Genomic DNA, 25,452 nt, shown 5'->3' on the forward strand with positions numbered 1-25,452 from the left:
TATGAAATTAAAGATTGCAGTGTTGGCCGGTGACGGTATAGGGCCGGAGATAATGAAGCAAGGTGTTGCCGTAATGGATGCTATAGCCGAGAAGTTTCATCACGAAGTGGTGTATGAGGAGGCGATATGCGGAGCACATGCGATAGACAAGATCGGTGATCCATTTCCGGAAGAAACCTATAAAGTGTGTATGAATGCCGATGCCGTTTTATTTGCAGCGGTGGGCGATCCGAAATACGACAATGATCCAATGGCGAGAGTTCGCCCAGAACAGGGACTCTTGGCTATGCGTAAACGACTCGGATTGTTTGCCAATATACGGCCGGTACAGACATTTAAGTGCTTATTACATAAGTCTCCGTTAAAAGACGAGCTTATAAAGGGTGCCGATTTCATCTGCATTCGTGAGTTGACTGGCGGAATGTATTTCGGTGAAAAGTATCAAGATAACGACAAAGCCTATGATACGAACTATTATACCCGTCCGGAAATTGAGCGTATTCTTAGGGTGGCTTATGAATATGCACGCAAGCGTCGCCGCCATCTTACGGTGGTTGATAAGGCTAATGTGCTTGCTTCGAGTCGTTTGTGGCGCCATGTAGCCAAAGAACTTGCACCGGAATATCCCGATGTGGAAACCGACTATATGTTTGTAGATAATGCTGCGATGCGTATGATAGCCGAGCCTACGTTTTTCGATGTAATGGTAACGGAAAATACTTTCGGCGATATTCTGACCGATGAGGGCAGCTGTATTTCCGGTTCCATGGGACTGTTGCCTTCCGCATCTACAGGTGAACACACGCCGGTGTTCGAACCTGTGCATGGTAGTTGGCCTCAGGCAACCGGAAAGAACCTTGCTAATCCGATAGCACAGATACTGTCTGTTGCGATGATGCTCGAACACTTCGACTTGAAAGAAGAGGGCGCATTGATAAGAAAGGCCGTAGATGAAAGTCTTGATGCTAATGTGCGTACACCCGAGATACAAGTTGAAGGAGGCACACCCTATGGAACCAAAGAGGTTGGAGCATGGATTGTGGATTATATAAGAAAGGCATGATGTGAAAAAATAGCAATTAAGAATTAAAATAATTAATGGCAGACGGTATTTATATCATCTGCCATTTTTTTGCATATCTTTGCGGTGTTTTATTGTTAGAGCATCATGTTCAAGAAAATTTTATTCCTGTTTTTCGGCCTTATAGCGATATGCAAGAGCTATGCACAGAGTACAAATCCGATCAGAGATTCTTTGGCTGTGGCGATGGAACAGTTGGCTTATCATCCCGACAGTATAGATTTATGTCTTAAAAAAGCCGGGTGGAATATACAGTTACAGCAGTGGCAGTATGCACAAGAAACTTATGATAGGGTGCTGAAACGTGATCCTGATAATATTGCGGCGCTATATTATAGGGCGTATGTGAATGAGAAACAAGGACGATACAGCTTTGCAAGAATGGATTACAATAATCTTTTGAAGATTATTCCCGGCAACTTCGAGGCACAGTTGGGCTTAGCACTGCTGAACCAGAAAGATCATCATTACACAGAAGCAATGGAACAGATCAACAGGTTGGTCGAACAGTATCCCGACAGTGCCGTTGCATACGCGGCGCGTGCCGGTATCGAATGCGAACGGAATATGCTCGAATTAGCCGAATACGACTATGCAGAAGCTGTAAAAAGAGATACAGGCAATACAGACTACATCCTTAATCGTGCAGATTTATTGATACGACTGAACCGGAAGCAGGAAGCAAGGAAAGAATTAGACCGCCTTGTAGCATTGGGAATACCGAGAAACAGCTTGAACGAGTATTACAAAAAGGTGAGAAAATAGGGTAATGCTTATAGAGAAGACGGTTTATGCCGCATATAGGCATGCCGAACAGCATAGGTAGGAATAATGCCTGTCAACGATAGAAGCATGGCGTAATACGCGCAGAAGTGCATGCTGTTATCGCGAAAATATAAAAGTAGAGCAGGAAAAGAGCGGTAAACGGGGTTCGAACCCGCGACCTTCGGCTTGGGAAGCCGACGCTCTGCCAACTGAGCTACTACCGCATATTAAGTGAAACAATAGGATTTGAGTGAGCCGATACCCGGACTCGAACCGGGGACCTATTCATTACGAATGAATTGCTCTACCAACTGAGCCATATCGGCATTTCGTAATTGCGTGTGCAAAGATATGAGATTTTTTTGTAACAACCAAATTCTTTGTCGTTTTATTTTATACGTATGCTGTTATAGCCTACAAGCCTGTCGGTGCGTTCTCCGATGCCTTTGAAATATACCAGAGCCTGATATCGGTTTTCTGTTTGGTAGAAATTGCCTTCAGACGGTACGGGAACGAGTGTATGATCTGGTTTCATAAGCAAATATTGGTACGAATAGTAGCCTTGTTTCAGTTTTACGGCCGCTTCATAGCAGCCTTGCGTATCGTTGTATTGCATTTTGTATTGCGGCAAAAACCTATCATTCGTCCACGCACCGTTGAGATATATGTCGCCAGTTTGGTGTGGAGTTTTCAGACGGAAGTGTACAATAAGATAATCGGATGCCGTATTGTTCTCCACATTATCACTGTTTCTGATACAGAAGGCACCATTGGCATCTTCATCGTATATATAACTTAGGCGTGGTTCATCGGTCCATACGTAAGCATGGTAGTTGCTTCCGTCCCAGTCGATGGTCTCTATTCCCATGGTAGGATGGTTTACATCGAGCGTTTCGAACTTGCGGTACTCATTTCCCCCCGCAAAAATAAGGTCTCTGTTGTGGCTCCATCGCAGTCCGTCGTTTGTAATATACTGCGGTTTGCTATTGATAACAGCATTGTCCCACCTGCCGTTTTGCATGACTACGGTTTGTATCTGATTTTGCGGATCGGTAACGTTTAGCGGGCCATAGTTCAGGTTCATGGAAACTTGTTGGTGGGAATTATTGATATCGATATCGGTATTGGTAGATACGGAGAGAGATATACCGGCAATAGGTTCTACGATCCAGAAGCATGCACTAAGGACCGGTTCCTGATGATTGTTATCATCGTATACGGTAAGTCGGTAGTTTCCACTCATTCTGATGGCGCAACGTTCGTTGGGAATAGATAGGGAATAGTGGGTATAAAGCTGGTTTGTGTTAACAGATTGTGCTATGTTATCTATCGTGTTGCCTTCGCTAAAGCCCTCAATATAGTCGCTTGCAAAAAGATTTTCCGAGGTCTTCCAGTCTGCTTCGCAATGTTCAATGGAGTAAGTGTAACGGTGATATTCGTGTGTCATGTCATCGAAAGAGATATTGATAGGCGTCTTGGCCAGATCGTTTAAATTGGTTATAGGAGGAACGAGCCAATTATTGCCAACCATTACCTGCAATGAAGCAATGCGACTGTTATAGATTACGTTCCGTTGAGCCTTACAAATGATGGCATATATCATAAAGATAGCCATGATACAGGTATGTTGTAATCCTCTTATATGCATAGTTTAAAATTCACAAAGTATACGTGCGTTGATTTGTCTGCCCGTGAGATAGTTAGGTACAGCATACTGATGATTGGTGACATCGGTAATCCAATAATACGAATTTACGTTGCTGATGCCGAATAGGTTCAGGCAGTCTATGCCTAACCATATGTTCCTGAATATGCTGTTTGATGTTTTATGTTCGTTATTAAGCAGCCTGTAACTCATTCCGATATCTGCTCGTTTATAGGCAGGTGCACGGAATGAGTTGTTTTCTATTTCCTTATGTGGAGCCGAGAAAGGCAGCCCATCGGCATAAGCCAGCTTCAGCGACATCTTCCATCGTTCTGTTCCGGGAAAATAATCGGTAAAAAACAGATTGACAGCATATCTTTGATCGGTAGGTAAGGGGATGCTCTTGCCATTGAGTTTCATTCTCGTATTCATGACAGACAAGCTGATCCAAGAATCTGTTCCGGGCACGAATTCTCCGTACAGTTTAAGATCAATCCCCATAGCATGCCCGCTACCGATGTTATCGCCATAATATACTACCTTTACATTGTTCACACTGTAGGGAACAAGGTTACTTAAAGCCTTGTAATATGTTTCAGCTGTGAATTTAAATGGTCGTTGATTAAGATAGAAGCGGTAGTCGAAACCGGCGATGAAATGGATGGAACGCTGGCTTTTAGCTTTCTCGTTGAGCCGAGCATAGGTAACTCCGTTGACGGTCGAAGTGTCTCTTAATTCTTTGAAGAATGGTGCCTGATAATAGATGCCTGTGGCAAAACGCATGGTTACATTATGGTTGAATGCCGGAATAATGCCGAGAGACAGTCGAGGACTTATGATGGTTTCTTTATTAAAACTCCAATGGCTTATCCGTACACCGTAATTCAGTGTAAAGAATGCATGGGAATTGGTGCTCGTAAACCTATAAGTATCTTGTAGATAAGTCTCTATGCGATTTGCATCAAGTGTATTGCGTGCGCGTAACGAATATACCATATTCAGGTCTCTGCCGGTATGAGGAATGCTGTAACCACTCGAGTCTCGCATCTCATATTCAACAGACTTTTCCTCGATATGTTCACGTTTGAAGGTGAATGCTCCCTCGAAATTATGCTTCTTGGTTTTATGGCTAAGCATGAGCTTTGCGCTTTCGACGTGCGCTTTCAGGTAATTGCGTGCATGCAAGAAGTAGGTTCCAACGCCGAGATTTTCGCTTGTTTCCGTCTGCGTGAGCCAATATTGTCCTTGAATGTCGTACTTTTCTTGCTCTTTTGTAGAGAATGCCGACGCCAATATGGCGATCGAAGTGCTGTCGGTGATGTTGCGCCTAATGCCCAATGTTCCGAAATATGTTCTGAAAAGGTCTTTCTCTTGTCCGTCGAAATAGACGCGGAATGACTTTACATTTTGCAATGTGCCGAACTTAGTTTCACGGTCTTCCGGTTCAAAGTTGTAGTGGTTGTCGGAAATGTTGCCTATAAAATCGATCGTCCATCGTCTGTTGGGTTTATAATTAAGATAGGTTTGGTAATCTAAGAAAGAAGGTTTGTATTCTCCGTTGGTTTCAAGAGTGCCCAACAAATATTTGGTTGTCTTGTATCTGATGCCGTTAGACCACGATAATTTCTTATTTCCAAAGCCGACGTATGCACTTGCTCCCAACAGACTTGCTGCCACTGAAGCTTCGAATTTTTTAGGAAGTTTATAGGTAATATCGAGGGCTGAAGACATTTTGTCGCCATACTTGGCTTCAAATCCGCCGGTTGAAAAGCCGATCTTTTCTACCATATCCGGATTTATAATAGAGAGACCTTCCTGTTGCCCGCTTCTTACGAGAAACGGACGATATATTTCTACATTATTAATATATACGCTGTTTTCATCGAAGGCGCCTCCGCGAACGTTGTATTGTGAGGAAAGTTCGCTGTGTGTAGATACGCCAGCCTGACTCTGTATCAGAGCTTCTACACCATTACCCGAAGCATTTGGCGCTAATTTCATGTCTTCCTTTTTCAGTTCCTGCGTTTGTCCGCTTTGTATACGTTGCCCCGTAATCTGCACTTCATTTAAAGTTGTGTTGTCTGAATACAGCATTATTTGAAGGTTTTGTGTACCTTTTGGTTTTCTCAATACACGTGTCTTGGTTTTATAACCGATCATAGAGAACTTAACGACAACAGAGTCTGCCGAATGTAACTGCATGCTGAACTTTCCGTTTAACGATGTAAGAGTTACTTTTCCTTGCTTTAATACCGAGACTGTAGCTAATTCCACGGGATTTTGATCTTCGTCTGTAACCTTACCTTGCAGGGTGAAAGTCTGCGCTGTACTGCAGATGGCATGCAGCAATAGTATGATATATAAAATCGAATACTTCTTTCTCATATGTTACAAATAACGTATTTATCGTATTTATATTGTATGGATGTTAAATTATAAGGTGTATATTAAAATAAGTATATAATTTGTACATGAAATTATTTTTTACTATCTTTGCCCACCAAAATATTATTATATAATAAAACGAAGGTATAAAGATGGCTAAGAGATTTGCCGAACATAGTGGTCTCGATTTAACAAAGACGAATAAAGAAGTATTGGCTGAGTGGAAGAAAAATGATATCTTTCACAAATCGATTGAGGAACGTGAGGGTTGTCCGCAATTCGTATTCTTTGAAGGGCCACCTTCGGCTAACGGTCATCCGGGTATTCACCATGTACTTGCGCGAAGTATTAAAGATACGTTCAATAGGTATAAGACCATGAAAGGCTTTCAGGTTCATCGGAAGGCAGGATGGGATACGCATGGATTACCCGTAGAGCTCGGCGTTGAAAAGGAGTTAGGCATTACCAAGAAGGACATTGATAATAAGAAATCCGAGAAATATATCTCTGTTGAGGATTATAACCGTAAGTGTCGCGAGAACGTGATGAAATTCACGAAAGAATGGCGCGAGCTTACAGAGGAAATGGGATATTTCGTAGACTTGGATCATCCTTACATTACGTATGATAATAAGTATATCGAAACACTTTGGTGGCTTCTGAAGCAGTTGTATAATAAAGGGCTGCTATACAAAGGTTATACGATCCAACCTTATTCTCCTGCTGCCGGTACAGGGTTGAGTTCTCACGAATTGAACCAGCCCGGATGCTATCGTGACGTAAAAGATACTACGGTTACAGCATTGTTCGAGGCTTTGAACCCTAAGGAAGAATGGGTGAAATGGGGGACACCTTATTTTATTGCATGGACGACAACGCCGTGGACTTTGCCTTCGAATACATCTATTTGTGTGGGGCCCAATATCGATTATGTGGCTGTTCAGACATATAATCCTTATAATGCAGAGCCGATAACCATTATCATGGCCGAAGCTCGTATGGATGCCTATTTGAAACCGGAAGGCAGAGAAATGAAGCTGGAAGACTATAAAAAGGGCGATAAGGTTATTCCTTATAAGGTTATAGGTAAGTATAAAGGCAAGGAATTGGTGGGTTTAAAGTATCGGCAGCTTATGCCTTGGGTAAAACCATGCCAGAAACTCGATGCGAATGCTTCTGATTTTGTGAAGCAATATGCTACTGCTCATCCAGATAAGGTGTTTGAAGACGAGAGCGGGAAGAACCGATTTGTAGAAATGGAGTCGGAGGCTTTCCGTGTTATTCCCGGAGATTATGTGACTACAGAGGACGGGACCGGTATCGTACACATTGCGAATACCTTTGGTGCGGATGATGCGAGAGTTGCCAATACCTACAATGTTCCTCCGATATTTTTGATTAATAAGAAAGGCGAAACGCGCCCTATGGTCGATTTGCAAGGTAAATATTACGTTGTAGAAGAATTGGATAAGAACTTTGTAGATAAGTGTGTCGATCTTAAGGAATACGGTATTCATGCCGGAGATTATGTAAAAAATGCTTACGATCCGAAGTTCAATCCTGACGGAGTGTGGGATGTAAAGGCATCGGAAAGTGCGGAAGACTTGAATGTTGTTATCTGTATGGAGATGAAAATGGCAGGAACAGCTTTCAAGATAGAGAAGCATGTGCATAATTACCCCCATTGTTGGCGTACGGATAAGCCGATATTATATTATCCTCTCGATAGTTGGTTTATCAAAGACTCTGCTTGTAAAGAGCGTATGGTGGAGCTGAATAAGACCATTAATTGGCAACCAGCATCGACAGGTAGCGGCAGATTTGGGAATTGGCTTGAGAACTTGAACGACTGGAACCTAAGTCGTTCGCGCTTTTGGGGTACTCCGCTTCCTGTATGGAGGGATGAAGACGGCGAGGAAATTTGTATCGGATCGGTCGCAGAACTTTATCATGAGATTGATAGGAGTGTAGAAGCAGGTTTGATGAAGGTAAACCCGTTGAAAGTAAAAGGATTTGTTCCGGGAGAATATGCACAGGATAATTATGATAGGATAGACCTCCATCGTCCTTACATGGACGATATAGTGCTGTTAAGCAGTACGGGTAAGCCGATGTATCGCGAAACAGATTTGATCGATGTATGGTTTGATTCCGGTTCTATGCCTTATGCCCAATTGCATTATCCGTTCGAGGGCGAAATGGCTTATGGTACAGAGAGTGATCGTAAGGCTATGATTGAAAGCAATTACGATAAAACTGCAATTCCGCCGAAATACTATCCTGCGGACTTTATCAATGAAGGAGTAGACCAGACAAGAGGATGGTTCTTTACCTTACATGCCATAGCTACGATGGTATTCGATAGCGTCGCTTTCAAGAATGTAATCTCTACGGGACTCGTACTTGATGCAAAAGGCAACAAAATGAGTAAGCATCTGGGGAATGTAATAGATCCTTTTGAGATGATGAGCAAGTATGGTGCCGATCCTGTTCGTTTCTACATGATGACGAATTCGGAGCCGTGGGATAATTTAAAGTTCGATCCGGAAGGCGTAGATGAAGTGCGTCGTAAGTTCTTCGGTACATTATATAACACATACTCATTCTTTGCATTGTATGCAAATGTGGATGGTTTCGATCCGAAAGTACAACCGATAGCTTTTGATAAACGTCCGGAGATTGATCGTTGGATACTCTCTGAATTGCATTCATTGATAGAGAATGTTGATACGGAGTTAATAGAATACGATCCTACACGTGCCGGCCGGCTGATAGATTCGTTTGTTAATGATGATCTCTCCAATTGGTTTGTGCGCCTTAATCGCAAACGCTTTTGGGGGAAGGAGATGAGCGAAGATAAACTTTCTGCATATCAAACTTTGTATGAGTGTTTGATGACGGTAGCTAAACTGCTAGCTCCTTTTGCGCCATTCTATGCGGATCAGTTGTATCATGACTTGGGAGGAAAGTTGGAGAGCGTGCATCTTGATGTTTATCCGGTTGCAAATAAGAGGTTTATTGATAAGGAACTTGAGACACGCATGGAGATGGCACAGAAAATAACCTCGATGACTTTGGCATTAAGACGCAAGGTTAATATTAAGGTGCGCCAACCATTACAGCAGATAATGATACCTGCTGTAGATGAAAGTCAAAAGCTCCATATCGAAGCAGTAAAGGATTTAATTATTCATGAAGTCAATGTAAAGTCGCTAAACTTTATTGAAGGGCAGAATATCCTCGTCAAGAAAGTGAAATGTAACTTCAGAGTAATGGGGAAGAAGTTCGGTAAATTAATGAAAGATGTTGCTGCAAAGATCAATGAATTATCGCAAGACCAGATTTCTACGCTCGAAGCAAACGGCTCTATCGGTTTGAAAATCGCAGGTGAAGATATTACTATAGAGGCATCTGATGTAGAAATAATCAGTGAAGATATTCCCGGATGGCTTGTTGCAAATGAAGGAAATCTTACTGTTGCTTTAGAGGTCGAACTGACAGATGAACTGAAGCAGGAAGGTATGGCTCGCGAATTGATAAACCGAATACAAAATCTTCGTAAAGAGTCAGGATTGGAAATTACCGATAGAATTAATGTGCAGGTTTCTTCCAATGAATTCAGTAATGCTGCAATTCGGCATTTCGGTGAATATATAAAAACGCAAGTATTGGCCGATGTTGTCGAAATAGCTTCTAATGATGGTGTAGAAACCGACTTCGAAGACTTTAAACTGAATATTAAGATACAAAAAATATAATAATTATGACTATTCGATTTCGGTTAAATAGTCTTTAAGCAATCAAAATATGGCAGAGAAAACACGGTATAGCGATGAGGAGTTAGAAGAATTCCGCGCTATTATAAATGAAAAAATTAAGTTGGCTCGTCGAGATTATGATGCAATGATGAGACAGATTATGAATGCGGACGGCAATGATGTTGATGATACATCGCCGACATACAAAGCTCTGGAAGAAGGAAGTTCTACCCAAACTAAGGAAGAATTAGTACAGATGGCCGGTAGACAACAGAAATTCATTCAAGGGTTGGAGGCTGCACTTGTAAGAATTGAGAATAAAACGTATGGGATTGATCGTATTACAGGAGAATTGATACCTAAAGAACGTTTGAGGATTGTTCCTCATGCAACGTTGAGCGTGGCATCAAAGAATGCTCGTAAACATTGAGCAATGGAGATGCAAAGAGGCACGAAGTGTCATGACGGGTGGCTTGCTATTATTATAGTTGTAGGTATCCTTGTTATCGATCAGATTGTAAAAATCATGGTCAAGACCAATATGTCGTTAAGGGAATCTATTTTTATTACGGATTGGTTCCAAATAAACTTCATCGAAAATAATGGCATGGCATACGGAATGACTTTTTTAAATAAGGTCGTGCTAAGTGTATTCCGTATTATGGCAAGCGGCTTTATAGGATACTATATTTATAAACTTGTTCATTTAAAACATAGGACTTGTTACGTCGTAATGCTCTCCATGGTATTGGCCGGAGCTATAGGTAATCTCTTCGACTCTATGTTTTACGGGTTGATATTTACAGAGTCTACGCCATATACAATTTCACAGTTTGTGCCGTTTGGGACAGGGTATGCTCCCTTTCTAATGGGGAAGGTTGTCGATATGTTCTACTTTCCATTAATTATAACGACATGGCCCGATTGGGTTCCTGTCTGGGGAGGCGACGAATTTATATTCTTTTCACCTGTATTCAATTTTGCAGATGCGTCTATCAGTGTAGGTGTAGTACTGCTTCTTTTGTTTTGTCGTAAGGACTTGGAAAGTTTTACCGTCGTTCTTTTTCATGGAACGAAGTGGGAAAAGAATGCAAAAGATATCGATGCTGAAAAGGAAAAGAAAGAGAATGTATAATAGGGAAAGACGGTATCAGACGTATTTCTTTCTTTTCGTACTGGTATTATTACAATTTTCCTGTAAACCGTCTGTGCCAAGTAAGTATATACAGCCGGACGATATGGAAGATATTCTATATGACTATCATCTTGCCGATGGTATGAGTAATCAGAATGGAGATTACCGTTCGCTGATAATGTATAAGACAGCAATACTTAAGAAATATAATGTAAGTAATGCTGATTTTGACTCTTCAATGGTATATTATGCTCGACATACGGAAGAATTGCATAAAATCTATGAACATCTGGCAGAACGTATCGGTGCCGAAGCTGTTTCGTTAGGAGCGACAGCTAATGATATAAATAAATATGGCATGATAAGTTCTAAAGGTGATACTGCAGATGTTTGGAGTGAAGCTAAAACAGCAATATTATCTCAATACAACTCGTTCAATTTGAAGTCTTATTCCATAAAAGCCGATACGGCATATCATAAAGGAGATAGATTGGTATTGAATTTTGATACACAATTTATATTTCAAGAGGGAATGAGAGATGGAGTTGCTGCGTTGGCTATTGTCTTTTCGAATGATAGTGTTGCCAATCAGATTATTCATATGTCTTCGTCCAATCATTATTCTGTACAAGTTGGTGATGACAATCATTTAGGGATAAAGGAAATAAAAGGCTTCTTTTTGTTAAATGATGGTGCGAATAGCCAGTTACGATCATCTACAACGTTGCGTATGATGATTGTCTATAATATTCGTTTGATAAGAATTCATGAGCCTAATGACAAGACTATAAAAGTAGATACGGATAGCATACATAAATCGGATTCTGCGAATATGCAACAATCGTCTGCTGCGCGTGAGTTAGAAACACCGCAAATGGTAATAGATGGCGGCAATGCTCTACCATTGAAAAAGCAGGTAAATGTTAGGAGATAAATTTTTATGGTATCGGTAAATGAGTTAGAAGATAAGTTGATAGATTTGGCTTTTGCCGAAGATATTGGAGACGGTGATCATACAACATTGTGCTGTATTCCCGAAGAGGCTTTAGGCAAATCGCTTTTGTTGATCAAAGAAAATGGGATTTTGGCAGGTGTAGAAGTCGCCAAGAACATCTTCTATCGTTTTGATCCAACTCTGCAAGTGCAAGTTTTTATTAATGATGGAAGCAAGGTGAAGGCTGGAGATATTGCAATGGAAGTGAGCGGAAAGATACGTTCTTTATTGCAAACCGAGCGTCTCATGCTAAATGTAATGCAGCGTATGAGCGGTATTGCAACTATGACAAACCGTTATGTGGAAAAACTGAAAGGTACGAAAACACATATTTTGGATACTCGAAAAACTACTCCGGGAATGCGAATGCTCGAAAAGCAAGCCGTGCGTATCGGCGGAGGAATGAACCATCGTATAGGACTTTTCGATATGATATTATTGAAAGATAATCATATAGACTTTGCCGGAGGGATTGTCAATGCCATTGATCGCTGCCACAGATACTTGAAAGAAAAGAATTTAAATCTTAAAATAGAGATCGAAGTACGCAGTTTTGAAGAATTAAAACAGGTGCTCGAATGTGGAGGTGTACATCGTATAATGCTTGATAATTTCTCTGTTGCGGATACTAAAAAAGCGGTTGACAAGATTTCAGGGCGCTATGAAGTAGAATCTTCGGGAGGTATTACGTATGATACAATCAGAGATTATGCGGAACAGGGCGTAGATTTTATTTCGGTAGGGGCCTTGACGCATTCGGTAAAGGGGCTGGATATGTCGTTTAAAGCATGCTGATATTCTTGTTACTTATTTAGTTTAATTGCATTGAACCTACTTGTTTGTTTATTATTATCAGTCATTGCGTATCAATCTCCGGTACATTATGAAATCTCTTTGGCTGGGAATTTCGGAGAACCACGGCCTAATCATTTCCATGGAGGTATAGATATAAAGACCGGTGGAATAGAGGGAAAACCGATCTTTTCTATCGGGGATGGCTACGTATCTTGTGTTACGGTCGGTGTAGGAGGATATGGCAACGCCGTTTATATTCGTCATCCGGAAGGATATACAAGCGTTTATGCTCATTTAAAGAAGTTCGCTCCGCAGATCGAAGCAAACGTAAAGCAACGGCAGTATGCGCATCAATCTGCCAACGTGACATTGGTTTTTCCTCCCACGGCGATACCTGTATCAAGAGGACAGTTAATTGCTGTCAGCGGTAATAGCGGTGCTTCTCAGGCGCCACATTTGCATCTTGAAGTCCATCATACGCATTCTTGGGATATGATGGATCCTTTGGATTTTATCGGAGAGAAAGTTAAAGATGCTTTACCTCCTATGGCACATGGTTTTATGGTCTATCCTGTTGCTGGAGAAGGAAGTTTCTGTGGTGGTGCCGGCAAGCGGTCTTTCCCTTTTACGTCGTATTATTTAGAGCGAAAGTTTACAGCTTGGGGAAAGGTGGGATTTGGTATTTGGGCTAACGATTATATGGAGTCGACCTATAATCGGTACGGAGTCAGGAAAACGGAACTTTATGTTGATGGCACATTGGCGTTCAAGAGTGATGTGAAATGTATTCCTGCTGATTTAAATTTGATGGTAAACAGTTGGGGCGACTATGAGCATTTTCTTAGATACAACGTGTGGTACATGCGTTCTTATGTGAAGTCTGGAGTTTCGTTGCCGATATTTACGACCAATAAAGAAAGAGGAATTGTCGATTTTAATCAAGAGCGGGATTATCTGTTGACTTATATTTTGACGGATTTTAAAGGTAATGAGAGGAAATACAGTTTTACAGTTTCCGCCAAACGTGCACCTTTGACTAAACAAGCAATACAGCAGCATCCGCTTAGAACTTTGAGGTGGAATACTACGAACTTTTACCAACTGCCGGGTATGCAATTGTCGTTTGGTATTGGTTTTTTGGCAGAAGATAAAGAATTATCGCCTACCATCAGGCGTGGAATATATTCAGATCAGTATTCGCTTACGCACACCTCACTTCCCTTGTTCCATTATGCCGGCCTTGCTATCAGATTGAAGAAAACCGTGTCCGATCCCTCGAAGCTCTACATCGTTTCCCATTCTTCGCGAGATCGGTTTATGGGCGGTTTCTATAAGAATGGATGGGTACATGGTAAAGCACGTGAATTAGGGGCTACTTACGAGATTGCTTACGATGATATTCCGCCGACGATAACCCCCGTCAATCAAGGGACATGGAACCAAAAGCATATTGTTACGCTTGGTGTTAATGACAGTCAGAGTGGGATAGAAAGCTATAAAGGCTATATGGATGGGCGGTTTATTTTGTTTAAAGAGGTGCCTAAGAGTCCGTGGGTAAGGTGTAATCTGCAGGAAACGCCAATTCGTCGGACAGGTAAACTGCACCGGTTCAAATTCATATTGCAGGATAATCGCGGAAATGTACGTATATTTACAAGTCAAATAAAATATTAATGAGATGATGAAAAAGCTATTTTTACTTTTGATGGTTGTTTTGGGAACCATGAAGATGTTGGCCTGTACTAATTTTATTGTCGGCAAAAAGGCATCTGCCGATGGTTCTGTCATCTGCACATACAATGCCGACGACTATGGCATGTTCATCGGGCTTTGTCACTATCCTGCGGCAAAGCATCCGGCAGGTACGATGCGCGAAATTTACGATTGGGACACTAACGTGTATCATGGTGCAATACCTGAGGCTGCCGAGACCTATAATGTTATCGGCAACATCAACGAGTATCAGCTGACGATAGGGGAGACTACCTATGGTGGGCGCGAAGAAATGGTGGATTCTACGGGTATGATAGATTATGGATCGTTGATTTATCTCGGACTGCAACGTGCCAAAACTGCACGCGAGGCGATACGTGTGATGACATCTTTAGCCGAGCGTTACGGTTATAATAGCGAGGGCGAAACTTTCACAATCTGCGATCCTAATGAGGCTTGGATTATGGAAATGATGGGGAAAGGTGCTGGTTCGAACAGTGTGGTATGGGTGGCTGTGCGCATTCCCGACGATGCTATTTGTGCTCATGCTAACCAAAGTCGTATCGGAAAGTTCAACATGAAGGATAAAAACAACGTAATGTACAGCAAAGATGTTGTAAACTATGCCCGCAAGATGGGCTGGTACGCAGGAAAAGATGCCGATTTTTCATGGAAAGAAACCTATGCCAAGCCCGATTTTTCGGGCCGCCGTTTCTGCGATGCAAGGGTGTGGAGTTTCTTTAATCATTTCAAGGATATGAGCAAATATCTGCCGTGGGCGTTGGGAAAAGATGAGCATGCCGAAGATATGCCCCTATGGATAATGCCCGACCGCAAGGTGAGCGTGCAGGATATAGAGGCATGCATGCGTGATCATTATGAGGGCACGCCACTTGCGCTCGACAGTACGGATATCGGCGGAGGACTCTGGCAGATGCCGTATCGCCCTACGCCACTGATGTTCGAGGTGGATGGAAAGAAGTATTTCAATGAGCGCCCTGTGAGCACGCAGCAGACCGCTTTCTCGTACGTTGCACAGATGCGCAGCTGGCTGCCGCGCGAGATCGGCGGCGTGTTATGGTTTGGCAACGACGACGGTAACATGATTGCCTACACGCCAATCTACTGTGGCAACACCGTGCAGCCCGAATGTTACAATACCGCGGGTGCCGACGGCGTAACCTTCTCCGATAAAAATGCTTTTTGGGTATGCAATTGGGTGAGCAATATGGTGTATCCCCGATACGCTCAGCTCTTCCCGTCGCTTAGGGAGGTGCGAGACAGTTTGGAAGCTGCCTATTTTAAACAGCAGCCAAGTATAGAGGCTGAAGCCTTGAAATTGTACAGTTCAAATAAATCTATGGCTTTGCAGTTCCTTAACGACTACAGTAATGCACAGGCGCAGCAGATGCTCGACCGATGGAAGAAGTTAGCCACCTATTTGATCGTGAAATATAATGATATGGCCGTTCGTCCCGACGATCACGGCATATTCCGGCGCACACAAACGGGATTGGGAGCACGTGTTATCCGTCCGGGCTATCCTCGTTCGTTTGCCCGAAAGCTTGTAGAAAGTACGGGCGATAAATTCGAAGTGCCCGCGGTTCAAAAATAATTTCTGTACGTTCTTAAGTGTAAACGGTGTTGCAACGATTATTTGCGATACTCTTAATGCTCTGCGTTTTCGAATTCATGTTTGGGATAAGATTAAAATATGATAGGATTGCCGTCGAGCGAGTTTCTTGGACCAGAAATTGTTTTTTGATGCCGTCAAGCGACTTTCTTGGGCTGAAAATCGTTTTTTGGTGCCGTCGAGCGAGTTTCTCGGGCCAAAAATCGTTTTTTGATGCCGTCGAGTGACTTTCTTGGGCCAAAAATTGTTTTTTGATGCTGTCGAGCGAGTTTCTTGGGCTAAAAATTGTTTTTTGATGCCGTCGAGCGAGTTTCTTGGGCCAAAAAATGTTTTTTGATGTCGTCGAGCGAGTTTCTTGGACCAAAAATTGTTTTTTGATGCTGTCGAGCGAGTTTCTTGGACCAAAAATTGTTTTTTGATGCCGTCGAGCGAGTTTCTTGGATTTAAAATAGGTTATAATTATCGGATGGTTATATTACAATACAGGCGAGTTTTCGATCATAGTCGAAAGCCTGCCTGTTTTCTTCTGAATAATATTTTATAGAATTAGCGTAGATATTATTTTCTTTGCCACCAATGCTTTTTTCGCGGAGCTTCGGCCACGGTTCCCATTGCTTCTTTAATAATCCGGCGATAACTTTTGCCGGATGAAATAATCTGATATATCTGGCCCCAGTCTGGCAGGCCTCCGACGTTTCTGTCGTCGATAAAACAATCGGCCTTGAGTTTGCGACTGTAATGGTTGTTGTTGTCTGTACCGTTTTCTTCCGGATAATCTCGATTGACGGCCCAAAATTCTATTCCGCGCTCTTTGCACCAGTTTACCGCATCCTCGAGTAATTTGCCCTCGCGTACGCTCCATAATATTAAACGATGATGATCTTTGATCAACATTTTCAGCGTTTCGGTAGCGAAAGGAATTTCTTCTCCGATTTCTGGATACTTATGTTCTACGATCGTTCCGTCGAAATCTACTGCGATAATCATTATTCTATTCGTGAATGAATTAAATTAAAGAGCAGGAGAATTACCTGCTCTACGGTTGCTTCAGCCGAGTTTATCAGAGTTTGACCGAAGTGTCGTTCTTATCTCCATAGTGGCTATTGCTGTAATTGCCATAGTTGCCATAGCTTCCATATTTATTGTTGCCATAGCTGTAATGGCCGTAGCGGGCATATTTGCCGTACTTACCGTAACCATAATAGTAGCCGTACTTTTTCTTAGACATGTCTACGCCATTCAGTACGATACACATGTTGGGCAGCTTTTGTTCGAATGCCAAATCATTGATGAGCCTGAAACTCTCTTTTGGCGTATAATCGGCTCTGCACAGATATACGGATGCATTTGCTATGCGCCCAATCTGCAGAGTATCGGTAACAAGGCCGACCGGCGCTGTATCGATAAGCACGTAGTCGTAATGTTGTTTTAAGTTATTTATGATATCTTCCAAGGAAATTCTTGAGATTAATTCGGTGGGGTTGGGCGGAATTGGACCAGCCATAAGTAAGTCTAAATTGTTGTTAATGCCCGACGGCAGTACCTGCGCTTGGATATCAGTCCAGTTGGGATTATCTTTTACCAGTAAATTGGTGATACCATGATGATGGTCGTCAATTTCAAAAAGTTCGGCTAATCGTGGTTTACGAATATCGAGACCTACTAAAACGACTTTCTTTTCGAGTAAAGCGAAACTTACAGCGAGGTTGGCTGCAATAAAAGTTTTGCCTTCGCCCGATGTCGTGGAAGTGAAGAGTATAACTTTTTCGCCTTCTTTCATCATGAATTGCAAGTTTGTACGTATACTGCGGAAAATTTCTTCCATCTGATTATTCTGGTCTTTGTGTACAACAATGTCGGCCTTAGTTTTCGCAGTATCGCTTGCAACAGCCACATCGGCCAAAATCGGAAGTTTGGTGAGCCGGACAACGTCATCATGTCCTTCGATTTTGTAACGGAAGAACTGAATAAGAAACACTACCAATGATGGAATAGCGAGGCCAATGAGTAGGGCAATGAGCAAAATCATCGATTTTTTGGGACTCACCTGACCGGCCATTTGCGGAGTATCTATCAGCCTTCCTTTATCGGCTGTGGCAGCTAATGAAATCGAATTTTCTTCGCGTTTCTGTAATAACATCAGATATAATCCTGCTTTCACTTCCTGTTGGCGTCCTATTTGCTGCATTGTTTTCTGTTGTCCGGGAGTCTCCTGTATCTGACTTTGATATTTTCCATATAGCGATGCAACACTGTTACGCTGTATTTCCAAGTTGCGGCGTGCTATGCTGACGGCACGCTGGATACTTCCTGTGAGCTCGTCAAGTTGCGATGTATATGGTATGACCGTAGGACTCGTTTCGGAAGCACTGCGTAAAAGTTTGTTACGCTGCATAACGATATCGTTGTATTTGTTGATAAGTGAGGTTGCACTTTGATCGTTTAATCCAACATTCGATGGCAGTGGCTGATATTTATTTACCGGATTGTTTATTTCTTCGCTGATGCTATTGAGCAAATATATTTGCGTGTTAGCCTCTACGAGTTTTTGATTATATGTATCTGCATTTGTAACCGCTTGACCTGCATTTAGCTTTAAATCAACTAAATTGTTCCGTTTTTGATAGTTTTCCAATTGTCCTTCCGTAGTGCCAAGTTCGGTATTGATCTTTTGAAGACGCGTATTTATAAACATCTCTGTACGGCGTGCAATCTCATTTTTGTCTTCGTTGGCCTGTCGGTTATAGCATACTACGAGTTGCTTCAGATAGTCTATAGCACGTTGCGGTATTTCATCATTAAGCATCAGCTGGACTATCGTTGTGGTCTTTGGGGCCTGCTTAGTAGAAAACATTGCTACATACTTATGGGCTATGGTAAGGGGAGGAGTTATGGCTACTATTAAATGTTGTCCATCGGATAAATTATTGTAGGAATTTTTACTTAAGGTAAGGATTCCTGCACGTGTGCTAATGGTGGATGGGAATGTTGAAATAGTTTTGTTGATACTATAATTTTCTCGTGTGTTTCCCTCCGAATTTTCAACAGAATAATTTCCCGTTACATAGTATTGATTGCCTGTACGTTGTATTGTTAAGTTGATAGGATATTTAAGTAGGTTTAGATGAGCGGGATCTATATCGACATTAATCGCCTGTCTTCCATAAATTAGCTGGTCTTTTATTCTGCCTTCTCCCATATAGGTGACATAAAGTTTAAGATCGCGTACAGTTTGTTCCGCAAGTGTCAGCGAACTTAGTATTTCCATTTCGTTATCAATACCGGCCGAATTGGAAATCATTCCCATATAAGCACTATTAAGAAGGGCATTACTTCCACCTCTACTTTTTGAGTTGTTTTCATCTTTGATAAGCAGTTTTGCGAATGCTTGATAAACCGGAGTGGTATATCGCAGATATAAGACAGCACTTCCCAAACAGATGATTAGTGAAACTACAAACCATTTCCAGTTTAAAATAAGTGCAGTGTAGATGGTTTGGAAATCGAATGTTGATTTTTCCTCTCGTTCCAAAAACTCTGCAGAAAGTAAGTTCTTGTTTTCTTCCATTATAATAAATGTATATTATTTAGTTCCAATTAACTCTAATAGATATTTTCCATAGCTGTTCTTCTTCATGGGAAGGGCTAACTCTCTTAATTGTTCTTTACCGATCCACCCTTTTTTAAAAGCAATCTCTTCGAGGCATGCAACTTTTAACCCCTGACGCTTTTCTATGACTTCAATAAAAGTACTTGCTTCAGAAAGGCTATCGTGAGTACCGGTATCTAACCATGCGAAGCCCCTTGGAAGTGTTTGTACTTTTAGCTGATACTGTTTTAGATATTCTTGATTTATAGTTGTTATTTCCAATTCTCCACGTTTGCTCGGTTTGATATGTTTGGCAATCTCTACCACGCTATTGGGATAAAAATACAATCCGACAACAGCATAATTGCTCTTAGGGAGTGCCGGCTTTTCTTCTATACTGAGGCAATTCCCTTCATGATCGAATTCGGCAACTCCATAACGTTCCGGATCATTAACATAATATCCGAAGACAGAGGCTTTATTATGTTCTGCATTGTAAACGCTATTTTCCAACATATTGGTGAAACCTGCTCCGTAAAATATATTATCTCCAAGGACCAAACATACATTGTCGGAACCGATAAATCGTTCTCCAATGATGAAAGCTTGCGCGAGACCATCCGGTGAAGGCTGTTCGGCATATTGGAATTTTATGCCAATCTCATGCCCATCGCCTAATAGTCGCTTAAATCCCGGCAAATCGAAAGGAGTTGAAATGATAAGTATTTCTCTAATTCCGGCCAGCATAAGAACCGAGATGGGATAGTAAATCATGGGCTTATCAAAAATCGGTATCAATTGTTTACTGATACCTTTGGTAATAGGATAAAGGCGTGTGCCCGATCCTCCTGCTAAAACTATTCCTTTCATACTTGCGCTCTTATTTAAAAAGGCTTATCGTATTTTACACAAATAAGCGTACAAAGATACTAATAAAAAGTATAAGTAGGCTATATATTAAAGAAAAATGTTACTTTTCGTTTTGATTTTCCTGATAATTCAATTAACTTTGCACAATAGAAATAAGTTGAATTCTATTGTGAAACGATAATTATAAGTTAAATAAATAACATGAGTATTTTAACAAATCTTTTTAGAAAAGATAAAAATCCTAAGGCTACAGTAGGAATGGAAAACTACATGATGCTTGTAAGAGTGTACTTCCAAGCCTCATTGGCTTCAAATATCGGCATTAATAATTTGGCAATGCTTCCGGACCTTAGAATGTTTAAAACAACACTTCGTGTTCCAACGGTGAATAATAAATTGGGAATAGGGGAGAAGATTCATTGTAAGAAAATGTTAAAGGAGTTATATAAGACTGATGATAATTTCTTTAAGGAAATCGATCAGAGCATCCGTAAGAACTGCCATAAATTACAAGATGTACAACCTTATTTGATACAATTTCAAGGGTTTACTCAAGATATCGTTATGCTGATGGGAAATCTGATGAAATTCAAACTACGTATTCCTTCTTTTTTTAAGAGTGCTATTTATACGATGACGGAGAAAACGGTCAATGATATTTTCAATAAGAACGACTTCTCTGATATCGGTGTCATGAAAACAGTTATTGCTATCAGACAGTATGATAAGCGTTTAGGATTTTCACAGAAATGGATTACAGACTTTGTTTATCAAGTGGTAATGCTTGCTAAGAAAGAACCGAAATCAAAAGTTAAAAATGAAAGCAAGTAATTACCGAAAGCCAAAAATGTAGATGGAGCAGATTTGTGATATAATAATGAAATAAGAAAACATACTGTTTCCTGCCATTTGCCGGTATTATTGTAAAATGTTGATAATCATTTAAAAGATGATAATTTTGATATGATATCATGACACTAATATGCAGAAAAGGTTCATGTGTCTATCAATTAAAAACAAAGCTTATCTTTTGTGACCTTTTACACCTACTTTGTATCTTTCATACAAGGTAGGTGTAAGATGGAAATACATTATGTTTATTTGACTTCTTTCTATCTTGCTTTCAGCTTAGATGCAGATATAATTCTTTTATATTCAATAACTTTTAGCTGTCATGAAAGTATGACAGAAAAAACAGACAATATAAAGGATATATGTGCAGAAAAGATATTCTGTCGTAATTCTAAAAGGATTTATGATATTAACGATTGTTAGTAAGGTTGTAGCATACAACCCTGATTAAAGAAGAACAATCGTTGTAAGATAATATATCATGAAAGCGTTAAATAATGTTATTTGGGTTGTTTGTTTTTTTCTGAAGTTTGGCATGAATTCTTCTTGATTTCAAAAAATACAGGAAATAATTTGCATTTATCAATTTATTAATTTAAATTTGCACAAAATTGTAAATCATTGTGAATTCTAATGAGAAGACTTTAACTACATTTTCCACTCGTGTAAGGCAAATGATTCTCCATTATTCTAAGATGAAGAAAGAAAATAATGATTTGTACGAGATGGTTGATGAACGTGATTCAAGAATAAAACAGCTTGAAGCACGGTTAACTCAAGCAGAAAATGATTACAATAGCCTGAAGATGGCAAAGATGATCGAAATTTCTGATGCCGATATGAATGGAGCAAAGAAACGATTAGCTAAGCTTATCAGAGATGTAAATAAATGTATCACGCTACTGAGTGAGAAATAACAGGATGTGATGACAGAAGGCAGTTCAAGCAAGTTACATATAAGATTACACGTATACGATACGGAAATCTCCGTAAATGTAGTTCGCGAAGATGAGAAGTTTTATCGTGATGCCGCGAAACTTATAACGGATACAGTAAATACTTACGCGCAATTCTTTAAAGGAAAAAAAAGTGATAAGGAATTGCTGTATATGGCGTTGATCGATATTGCATTACGCTATGAGAAAGAACTGGAACGTAATGATACGGTACCTTATAGTAATACACTTGAGAAACTGACTTCTGAAATTGAAGATATATTAAGAGAGTAACAGAGATTTATTCTTTTAAAATTAATATTCAAAATACGCTTCTTGTTATTTTAGGTTAATGTGCGGATTACGTGTGTTGATAGAAAAGTACTTAAACTTAAAATATAATTGAATGGTTGGAATAATAATAACTGGGTTAATTGCAGTAATAGTCGGCGGCTGCGCTGGCTATTTCATATTTAGGTATATCCTGAAAGGAAAATATAATGAAATTATTTCTACAGCTCAAAAAGAGGCTGAAGTGATAAAAGAAAAGAAACTCCTTGAGGTAAAAGAAAAGTTTCTGAATAAAAAGTCAGAGCTCGAGAAAGAAGTCCAAGTGCGAAATCAGAAGATACAGCAGAGCGAAAACAAGCTAAAGCAAAGAGAATTGAGCCTAAATCAGCGGCAGGAAGAGCTTGGGCGTCGTAAATTAGAAGTGGAGCAAAGTCAGCAACGTGTGGATAATGAGAAAAAATTGTTGTCTGTAAAGCAGAGTGAGTTAGAAAGGATGCAGTCGCAAGAACGCGAGAAACTTGAAGAATTATCTGGGTTAAGTGCCGAAGAAGCAAAGAATCGTTTGATAGAAAGTTTGAAAGATGAGGCAAAGACAGATGCTGCAAGTTATGTCAATGAAATTATTGATGAGGCTAAGCTCAATGCTAATCAACAGGCTAAGAAGATAGTTATACAAACCATACAGCGTGTAGCTACAGAGACAGCCATAGAAAATTCCGTAAGTGTTTTTCATATTGATAATGACGAAGTCAAAGGACGTATTATCGGAAGAGAGGGGCGTAACATCCGAGCTTTGGAAGCTGCAACGGGCGTAGAGATTGTTGTTGATGATACTCCGGAGGCTATTGTCATCTCTGCATTTGATCCTATTCGCCGTGAAGTTTGCCGTCTTGCACTCCATCAATTGGTGGCTGATGGGCGTATACATCCTGCTCGTATAGAAGAAGTGGTTTCCAAAGTAAAAAAACAACTTGATACGGAAATAATAGAAACAGGAAAACGCACAACGATCGACCTTGGTATTCACGGGTTGCATCCGGAGCTCATTCGTATTGTGGGTAAGATGAAATATCGTTCTTCGTACGGGCAAAATCTTTTGCAACATGCGCGTGAAACTGCAAATCTATGTGCAATTATGGCGGCTGAATTGGGCCTAAATCCTAAAAAAGCCAAGCGTGCAGGACTTCTGCATGATATTGGAAAGGTGCCGGATGAGGAAAGTGAATTGCCACATGCCCTTTATGGAGCCAAAATTGCAGAGAAATATAAAGAAAAACCGGATATCTGTAATGCAATCGGTGCTCATCATGACGAGATAGAGATGAATACGTTGCTTGCTCCGATCGTACAAGTTTGCGATGCTATTTCGGGTGCACGTCCGGGCGCACGGAGGGAAATAGTAGAGGCATACATTAAACGTTTGAATGATCTTGAGGCTATTGCGATGAGTTATCCCGGGGTAACAAAGACTTATGCTATACAGGCAGGGCGCGAACTCCGTGTTATTGTCGGGGCAGACAAAATGACCGATGAAGAGACGGAGAAGCTTTCGTCGGAGATAGCAGATAAGATACAGAATGAAATGACCTATCCGGGACAGGTTAAAATTACGGTTATTCGTGAGACTCGTTCAATTGCTTATGCCAAATAAACGATAAAAGATTATAGTTATAGAAGTGTGCTGAAAAGGTGATCCGTAAAAGATCACCTTTTTTATTGTTCGGTTTTTTGTGGGCAGTCTACGTAAAAGACTTTAATGAGCAGTATGTGTATTGATAATGAAATATAGGTTTGTGAACTATAAACAGATGGGCTATCTTAGACGTTTATAATCTCTGAAATCGGTGGTTTTCAGAGATATGTATATAAGTCAAAAGTTCTTAAAATATAAGGTTTCAGATATATTTTTAATATAATTTAGTTTGCTTCATTCGCACTTATCTTTTTTATATTGTACTTTTGCGCTTAGTTTTTTAAAAAGATAAATATTAAAAAATATGGCAGAAGCGATTGATATCCGCGAATTGAATATTCGGATAGAACAGCAAAGCGGTTTCGTTACCAATTTAGTGGCAGGTATGGACCGTGTAATAGTGGGGCAGAAGCATTTGGTAGATTCGTTGCTCATTTCATTGTTAAGTGATGGGCACATATTACTTGAGGGAGTGCCCGGTTTGGCAAAGACATTGGCAATAAAAACTCTATCACAACTCATAGACGCAGTTTACAGCCGCATACAGTTTACCCCCGACCTGCTTCCTGCGGATGTTGTGGGAACAATGATCTATTCGCAGAAAGACGAAAAGTTTCAAGTAAAAAGAGGGCCGGTGTTTGCCAACTTCGTGTTGGCTGATGAAATCAATAGAGCCCCGGCAAAGGTGCAGAGTGCATTGCTCGAAGCTATGCAAGAGCATCAGGTAACGATTGGTGAAACCACCTTCCCGCTTCCTAATCCATTTCTTGTAATGGCCACCCAGAATCCCATTGAGCAGGAGGGAACGTATCAGTTGCCGGAAGCTCAGGTTGATCGTTTTATGTTGAAAGTAGTTATCGGATATCCGACGATAGAGGAGGAGAAATTGATTATCCGTGAAAATCTGCAGGGAGAGCTCCCGAAGGTTAAGCCTGTTACGACGGCTGCCGAGATATTGAATGCACGTAAGATTGTGAATGAAGTGTATATTGATGAGAAAATAGAACAATATATCGCCGATATCGTATTCGCAAGTCGTTATCCGGAGCGCTACGGATTGCCCGAACTAAAAGATATGATAACATTCGGCGGTTCTCCTCGTGCAAGTATTAATTTGGCCAAGGCAGCCCGTGCGTATGCTTTTATCAAGCATCGCGGTTATGTTGTTCCAGAGGATATTAGGGCTGTAGCGCATGATGTGATGCGGCATCGTATAGGATTAAGTTACGAAGCAGAAGCAAGCAATGTGACCAGTGAGGATATTGTAAGTAAGATTATCAATAAGGTGGAAGTACCATAAGAAGTTAATTACATTGCA

General features: G+C 40.8%; 19 protein-coding genes and 2 tRNA genes. 14 read left to right on the plus strand and 7 right to left on the minus strand.

Annotation, left to right across the window (positions count from 1 at the left end; all coding sequences use genetic code 11):
• The first annotated feature begins 1 nt into the window (after nucleotide 1).
• Together leuB and BN3912_RS05495 are read left to right on the plus strand one after the other, a co-directional pair.
• Nucleotides 2–1,063 carry a 3-isopropylmalate dehydrogenase gene (leuB, locus tag BN3912_RS05490; RefSeq protein ID WP_023983312.1) on the plus strand — a complete coding sequence of 354 codons (1,062 nt, stop codon included), beginning with the start codon at nucleotides 2–4 and terminating at the stop codon, nucleotides 1,061–1,063.
• 105 nt (nucleotides 1,064–1,168) lie between these two features.
• Nucleotides 1,169–1,846 carry a tetratricopeptide repeat protein gene (locus BN3912_RS05495; RefSeq protein ID WP_023983311.1) on the plus strand — a complete coding sequence of 226 codons (678 nt, stop codon included), beginning with the start codon at nucleotides 1,169–1,171 and terminating at the stop codon, nucleotides 1,844–1,846.
• Nucleotides 1,847–1,997: 151 nt separating this feature from the next.
• On the opposite strand, the gene BN3912_RS05500 is transcribed toward BN3912_RS05495, so the two are convergent.
• From BN3912_RS05500 to BN3912_RS05515, 4 genes are all read right to left on the minus strand, one after another.
• Nucleotides 1,998–2,070 (minus strand) — tRNA-Gly (locus BN3912_RS05500).
• A gap of 29 nt (nucleotides 2,071–2,099) precedes the next feature.
• A tRNA-Thr gene (locus BN3912_RS05505) sits at nucleotides 2,100–2,172 on the minus strand.
• A gap of 62 nt (nucleotides 2,173–2,234) precedes the next feature.
• On the minus strand, nucleotides 2,235–3,494 hold the full coding sequence (locus BN3912_RS05510) for a type IX secretion system plug protein (RefSeq protein ID WP_016665157.1): 1,260 nt from the start codon (nucleotides 3,492–3,494) through the stop codon (nucleotides 2,235–2,237).
• A 3-nt stretch (nucleotides 3,495–3,497) separates the two neighbouring features.
• Nucleotides 3,498–5,876 (minus strand): TonB-dependent receptor, encoded by a 2,379-nt coding sequence (locus BN3912_RS05515; RefSeq protein ID WP_023983310.1) that lies wholly within the window; start codon nucleotides 5,874–5,876, stop codon nucleotides 3,498–3,500.
• A gap of 152 nt (nucleotides 5,877–6,028) precedes the next feature.
• On the opposite strand from BN3912_RS05515, the gene ileS reads away from it, so the two are divergent.
• The 7 genes from ileS (at nucleotide 6,029) to BN3912_RS05550 (ending at nucleotide 15,886) form a co-directional block, all read left to right on the plus strand.
• Nucleotides 6,029–9,634 (plus strand): isoleucine--tRNA ligase, encoded by a 3,606-nt coding sequence (ileS, locus tag BN3912_RS05520; RefSeq protein WP_023983309.1) that lies wholly within the window; start codon nucleotides 6,029–6,031, stop codon nucleotides 9,632–9,634.
• Between the two features lie 49 nt (nucleotides 9,635–9,683).
• Nucleotides 9,684–10,064, plus strand: a complete 381-nt coding sequence (locus BN3912_RS05525) for a TraR/DksA family transcriptional regulator (protein WP_004370273.1) — start codon at nucleotides 9,684–9,686, stop codon at nucleotides 10,062–10,064.
• A 3-nt stretch (nucleotides 10,065–10,067) separates the two neighbouring features.
• Nucleotides 10,068–10,769, plus strand: coding sequence for a lipoprotein signal peptidase (locus BN3912_RS05530; protein ID WP_394332699.1), 702 nt, complete (start codon nucleotides 10,068–10,070; stop codon nucleotides 10,767–10,769).
• Nucleotides 10,762–11,703: a DUF4296 domain-containing protein gene (locus tag BN3912_RS05535; RefSeq protein WP_023983307.1), complete on the plus strand. Its 942-nt coding sequence runs from the start codon at nucleotides 10,762–10,764 to the stop codon at nucleotides 11,701–11,703. The genes BN3912_RS05530 and BN3912_RS05535 overlap by 8 nt, the downstream gene beginning before the upstream one ends.
• A 6-nt stretch (nucleotides 11,704–11,709) precedes the next feature.
• The gene (gene nadC / locus BN3912_RS05540) at nucleotides 11,710–12,558 is read left to right on the plus strand and encodes a carboxylating nicotinate-nucleotide diphosphorylase (protein ID WP_023983306.1); all 849 of its coding nucleotides are present in this window, start codon (nucleotides 11,710–11,712) and stop codon (nucleotides 12,556–12,558) included.
• A gap of 99 nt (nucleotides 12,559–12,657) precedes the next feature.
• Nucleotides 12,658–14,232 (plus strand): M23 family metallopeptidase, encoded by a 1,575-nt coding sequence (locus tag BN3912_RS05545; RefSeq protein WP_394332700.1) that lies wholly within the window; start codon nucleotides 12,658–12,660, stop codon nucleotides 14,230–14,232.
• A 7-nt stretch (nucleotides 14,233–14,239) separates the two neighbouring features.
• The gene (locus BN3912_RS05550; RefSeq protein ID WP_036859147.1) at nucleotides 14,240–15,886 is read left to right on the plus strand and encodes a dipeptidase; all 1,647 of its coding nucleotides are present in this window, start codon (nucleotides 14,240–14,242) and stop codon (nucleotides 15,884–15,886) included.
• 576 nt (nucleotides 15,887–16,462) lie between these two features.
• Here BN3912_RS05550 and BN3912_RS05555 read toward each other — a convergent pair.
• The 3 genes from BN3912_RS05555 to rfbA all read right to left on the minus strand — a co-directional run bounded on the left by BN3912_RS05555 (nucleotide 16,463) and on the right by rfbA (nucleotide 20,363).
• Nucleotides 16,463–16,891 carry a BT0820 family HAD-type phosphatase gene (locus BN3912_RS05555; protein ID WP_004370279.1) on the minus strand — a complete coding sequence of 143 codons (429 nt, stop codon included), beginning with the start codon at nucleotides 16,889–16,891 and terminating at the stop codon, nucleotides 16,463–16,465.
• A 73-nt stretch (nucleotides 16,892–16,964) separates the two neighbouring features.
• On the minus strand, nucleotides 16,965–19,472 hold the full coding sequence (locus tag BN3912_RS05560) for a GumC family protein (RefSeq protein ID WP_023983303.1): 2,508 nt from the start codon (nucleotides 19,470–19,472) through the stop codon (nucleotides 16,965–16,967).
• 15 nt (nucleotides 19,473–19,487) lie between these two features.
• On the minus strand, nucleotides 19,488–20,363 hold the full coding sequence (gene rfbA / locus BN3912_RS05565; RefSeq protein ID WP_023983302.1) for a glucose-1-phosphate thymidylyltransferase RfbA: 876 nt from the start codon (nucleotides 20,361–20,363) through the stop codon (nucleotides 19,488–19,490).
• A 201-nt stretch (nucleotides 20,364–20,564) separates the two neighbouring features.
• Here rfbA and BN3912_RS05570 point away from each other — a divergent pair, with 201 nt between their 5' ends.
• The 5 genes from BN3912_RS05570 to BN3912_RS05595 all read left to right on the plus strand — a co-directional run bounded on the left by BN3912_RS05570 (nucleotide 20,565) and on the right by BN3912_RS05595 (nucleotide 25,434).
• Nucleotides 20,565–21,194 (plus strand): hypothetical protein, encoded by a 630-nt coding sequence (locus BN3912_RS05570; RefSeq protein WP_023983301.1) that lies wholly within the window; start codon nucleotides 20,565–20,567, stop codon nucleotides 21,192–21,194.
• Between the two features lie 644 nt (nucleotides 21,195–21,838).
• Nucleotides 21,839–22,132 carry a hypothetical protein gene (locus BN3912_RS05580; RefSeq protein ID WP_016665154.1) on the plus strand — a complete coding sequence of 98 codons (294 nt, stop codon included), beginning with the start codon at nucleotides 21,839–21,841 and terminating at the stop codon, nucleotides 22,130–22,132.
• Between the two features lie 9 nt (nucleotides 22,133–22,141).
• Entirely contained in the window at nucleotides 22,142–22,444 is a 303-nt protein-coding gene (locus BN3912_RS05585) for a cell division protein ZapA (protein WP_004370285.1), read from the plus strand.
• A 112-nt stretch (nucleotides 22,445–22,556) separates the two neighbouring features.
• Nucleotides 22,557–24,092 carry a ribonuclease Y gene (gene rny / locus BN3912_RS05590; protein WP_023983299.1) on the plus strand — a complete coding sequence of 512 codons (1,536 nt, stop codon included), beginning with the start codon at nucleotides 22,557–22,559 and terminating at the stop codon, nucleotides 24,090–24,092.
• 346 nt (nucleotides 24,093–24,438) lie between these two features.
• Nucleotides 24,439–25,434, plus strand: coding sequence for an AAA family ATPase (locus BN3912_RS05595; protein ID WP_023983298.1), 996 nt, complete (start codon nucleotides 24,439–24,441; stop codon nucleotides 25,432–25,434).
• The last annotated feature ends 18 nt before the right edge of the window (nucleotides 25,435–25,452 follow it).

The sequence above is a fragment of the Prevotella phocaeensis genome, from assembly GCF_900065875.1.
Lineage (GTDB): Bacteria > Bacteroidota > Bacteroidia > Bacteroidales > Bacteroidaceae > Prevotella > Prevotella phocaeensis.

Coding starts and splice junctions, on each gene's coding strand:
- BN3912_RS05550 (WP_036859147.1), top strand. CDS start 14,240: ATGAAAAAGCTATTTTTACTTTTGATGGTTGTTTTGGGAACCATGAAG.
- BN3912_RS05530 (WP_394332699.1), top strand. CDS start 10,068: ATGGAGATGCAAAGAGGCACGAAGTGTCATGACGGGTGGCTTGCTATT.
- BN3912_RS05570 (WP_023983301.1), top strand. CDS start 20,565: ATGAGTATTTTAACAAATCTTTTTAGAAAAGATAAAAATCCTAAGGCT.
- rny (WP_023983299.1), top strand. CDS start 22,557: ATGGTTGGAATAATAATAACTGGGTTAATTGCAGTAATAGTCGGCGGC.
- BN3912_RS05515 (WP_023983310.1), bottom strand. CDS start 5,876: ATGAGAAAGAAGTATTCGATTTTATATATCATACTATTGCTGCATGCC.
- ileS (WP_023983309.1), top strand. CDS start 6,029: ATGGCTAAGAGATTTGCCGAACATAGTGGTCTCGATTTAACAAAGACG.
- BN3912_RS05535 (WP_023983307.1), top strand. CDS start 10,762: ATGTATAATAGGGAAAGACGGTATCAGACGTATTTCTTTCTTTTCGTA.
- nadC (WP_023983306.1), top strand. CDS start 11,710: ATGGTATCGGTAAATGAGTTAGAAGATAAGTTGATAGATTTGGCTTTT.
- BN3912_RS05555 (WP_004370279.1), bottom strand. CDS start 16,891: ATGATTATCGCAGTAGATTTCGACGGAACGATCGTAGAACATAAGTAT.
- rfbA (WP_023983302.1), bottom strand. CDS start 20,363: ATGAAAGGAATAGTTTTAGCAGGAGGATCGGGCACACGCCTTTATCCT.
- BN3912_RS05595 (WP_023983298.1), top strand. CDS start 24,439: ATGGCAGAAGCGATTGATATCCGCGAATTGAATATTCGGATAGAACAG.
- leuB (WP_023983312.1), top strand. CDS start 2: ATGAAATTAAAGATTGCAGTGTTGGCCGGTGACGGTATAGGGCCGGAG.
- BN3912_RS05560 (WP_023983303.1), bottom strand. CDS start 19,472: ATGGAAGAAAACAAGAACTTACTTTCTGCAGAGTTTTTGGAACGAGAG.
- BN3912_RS05495 (WP_023983311.1), top strand. CDS start 1,169: ATGTTCAAGAAAATTTTATTCCTGTTTTTCGGCCTTATAGCGATATGC.
- BN3912_RS05525 (WP_004370273.1), top strand. CDS start 9,684: ATGGCAGAGAAAACACGGTATAGCGATGAGGAGTTAGAAGAATTCCGC.
- BN3912_RS05510 (WP_016665157.1), bottom strand. CDS start 3,494: ATGCATATAAGAGGATTACAACATACCTGTATCATGGCTATCTTTATG.
- BN3912_RS05585 (WP_004370285.1), top strand. CDS start 22,142: ATGACAGAAGGCAGTTCAAGCAAGTTACATATAAGATTACACGTATAC.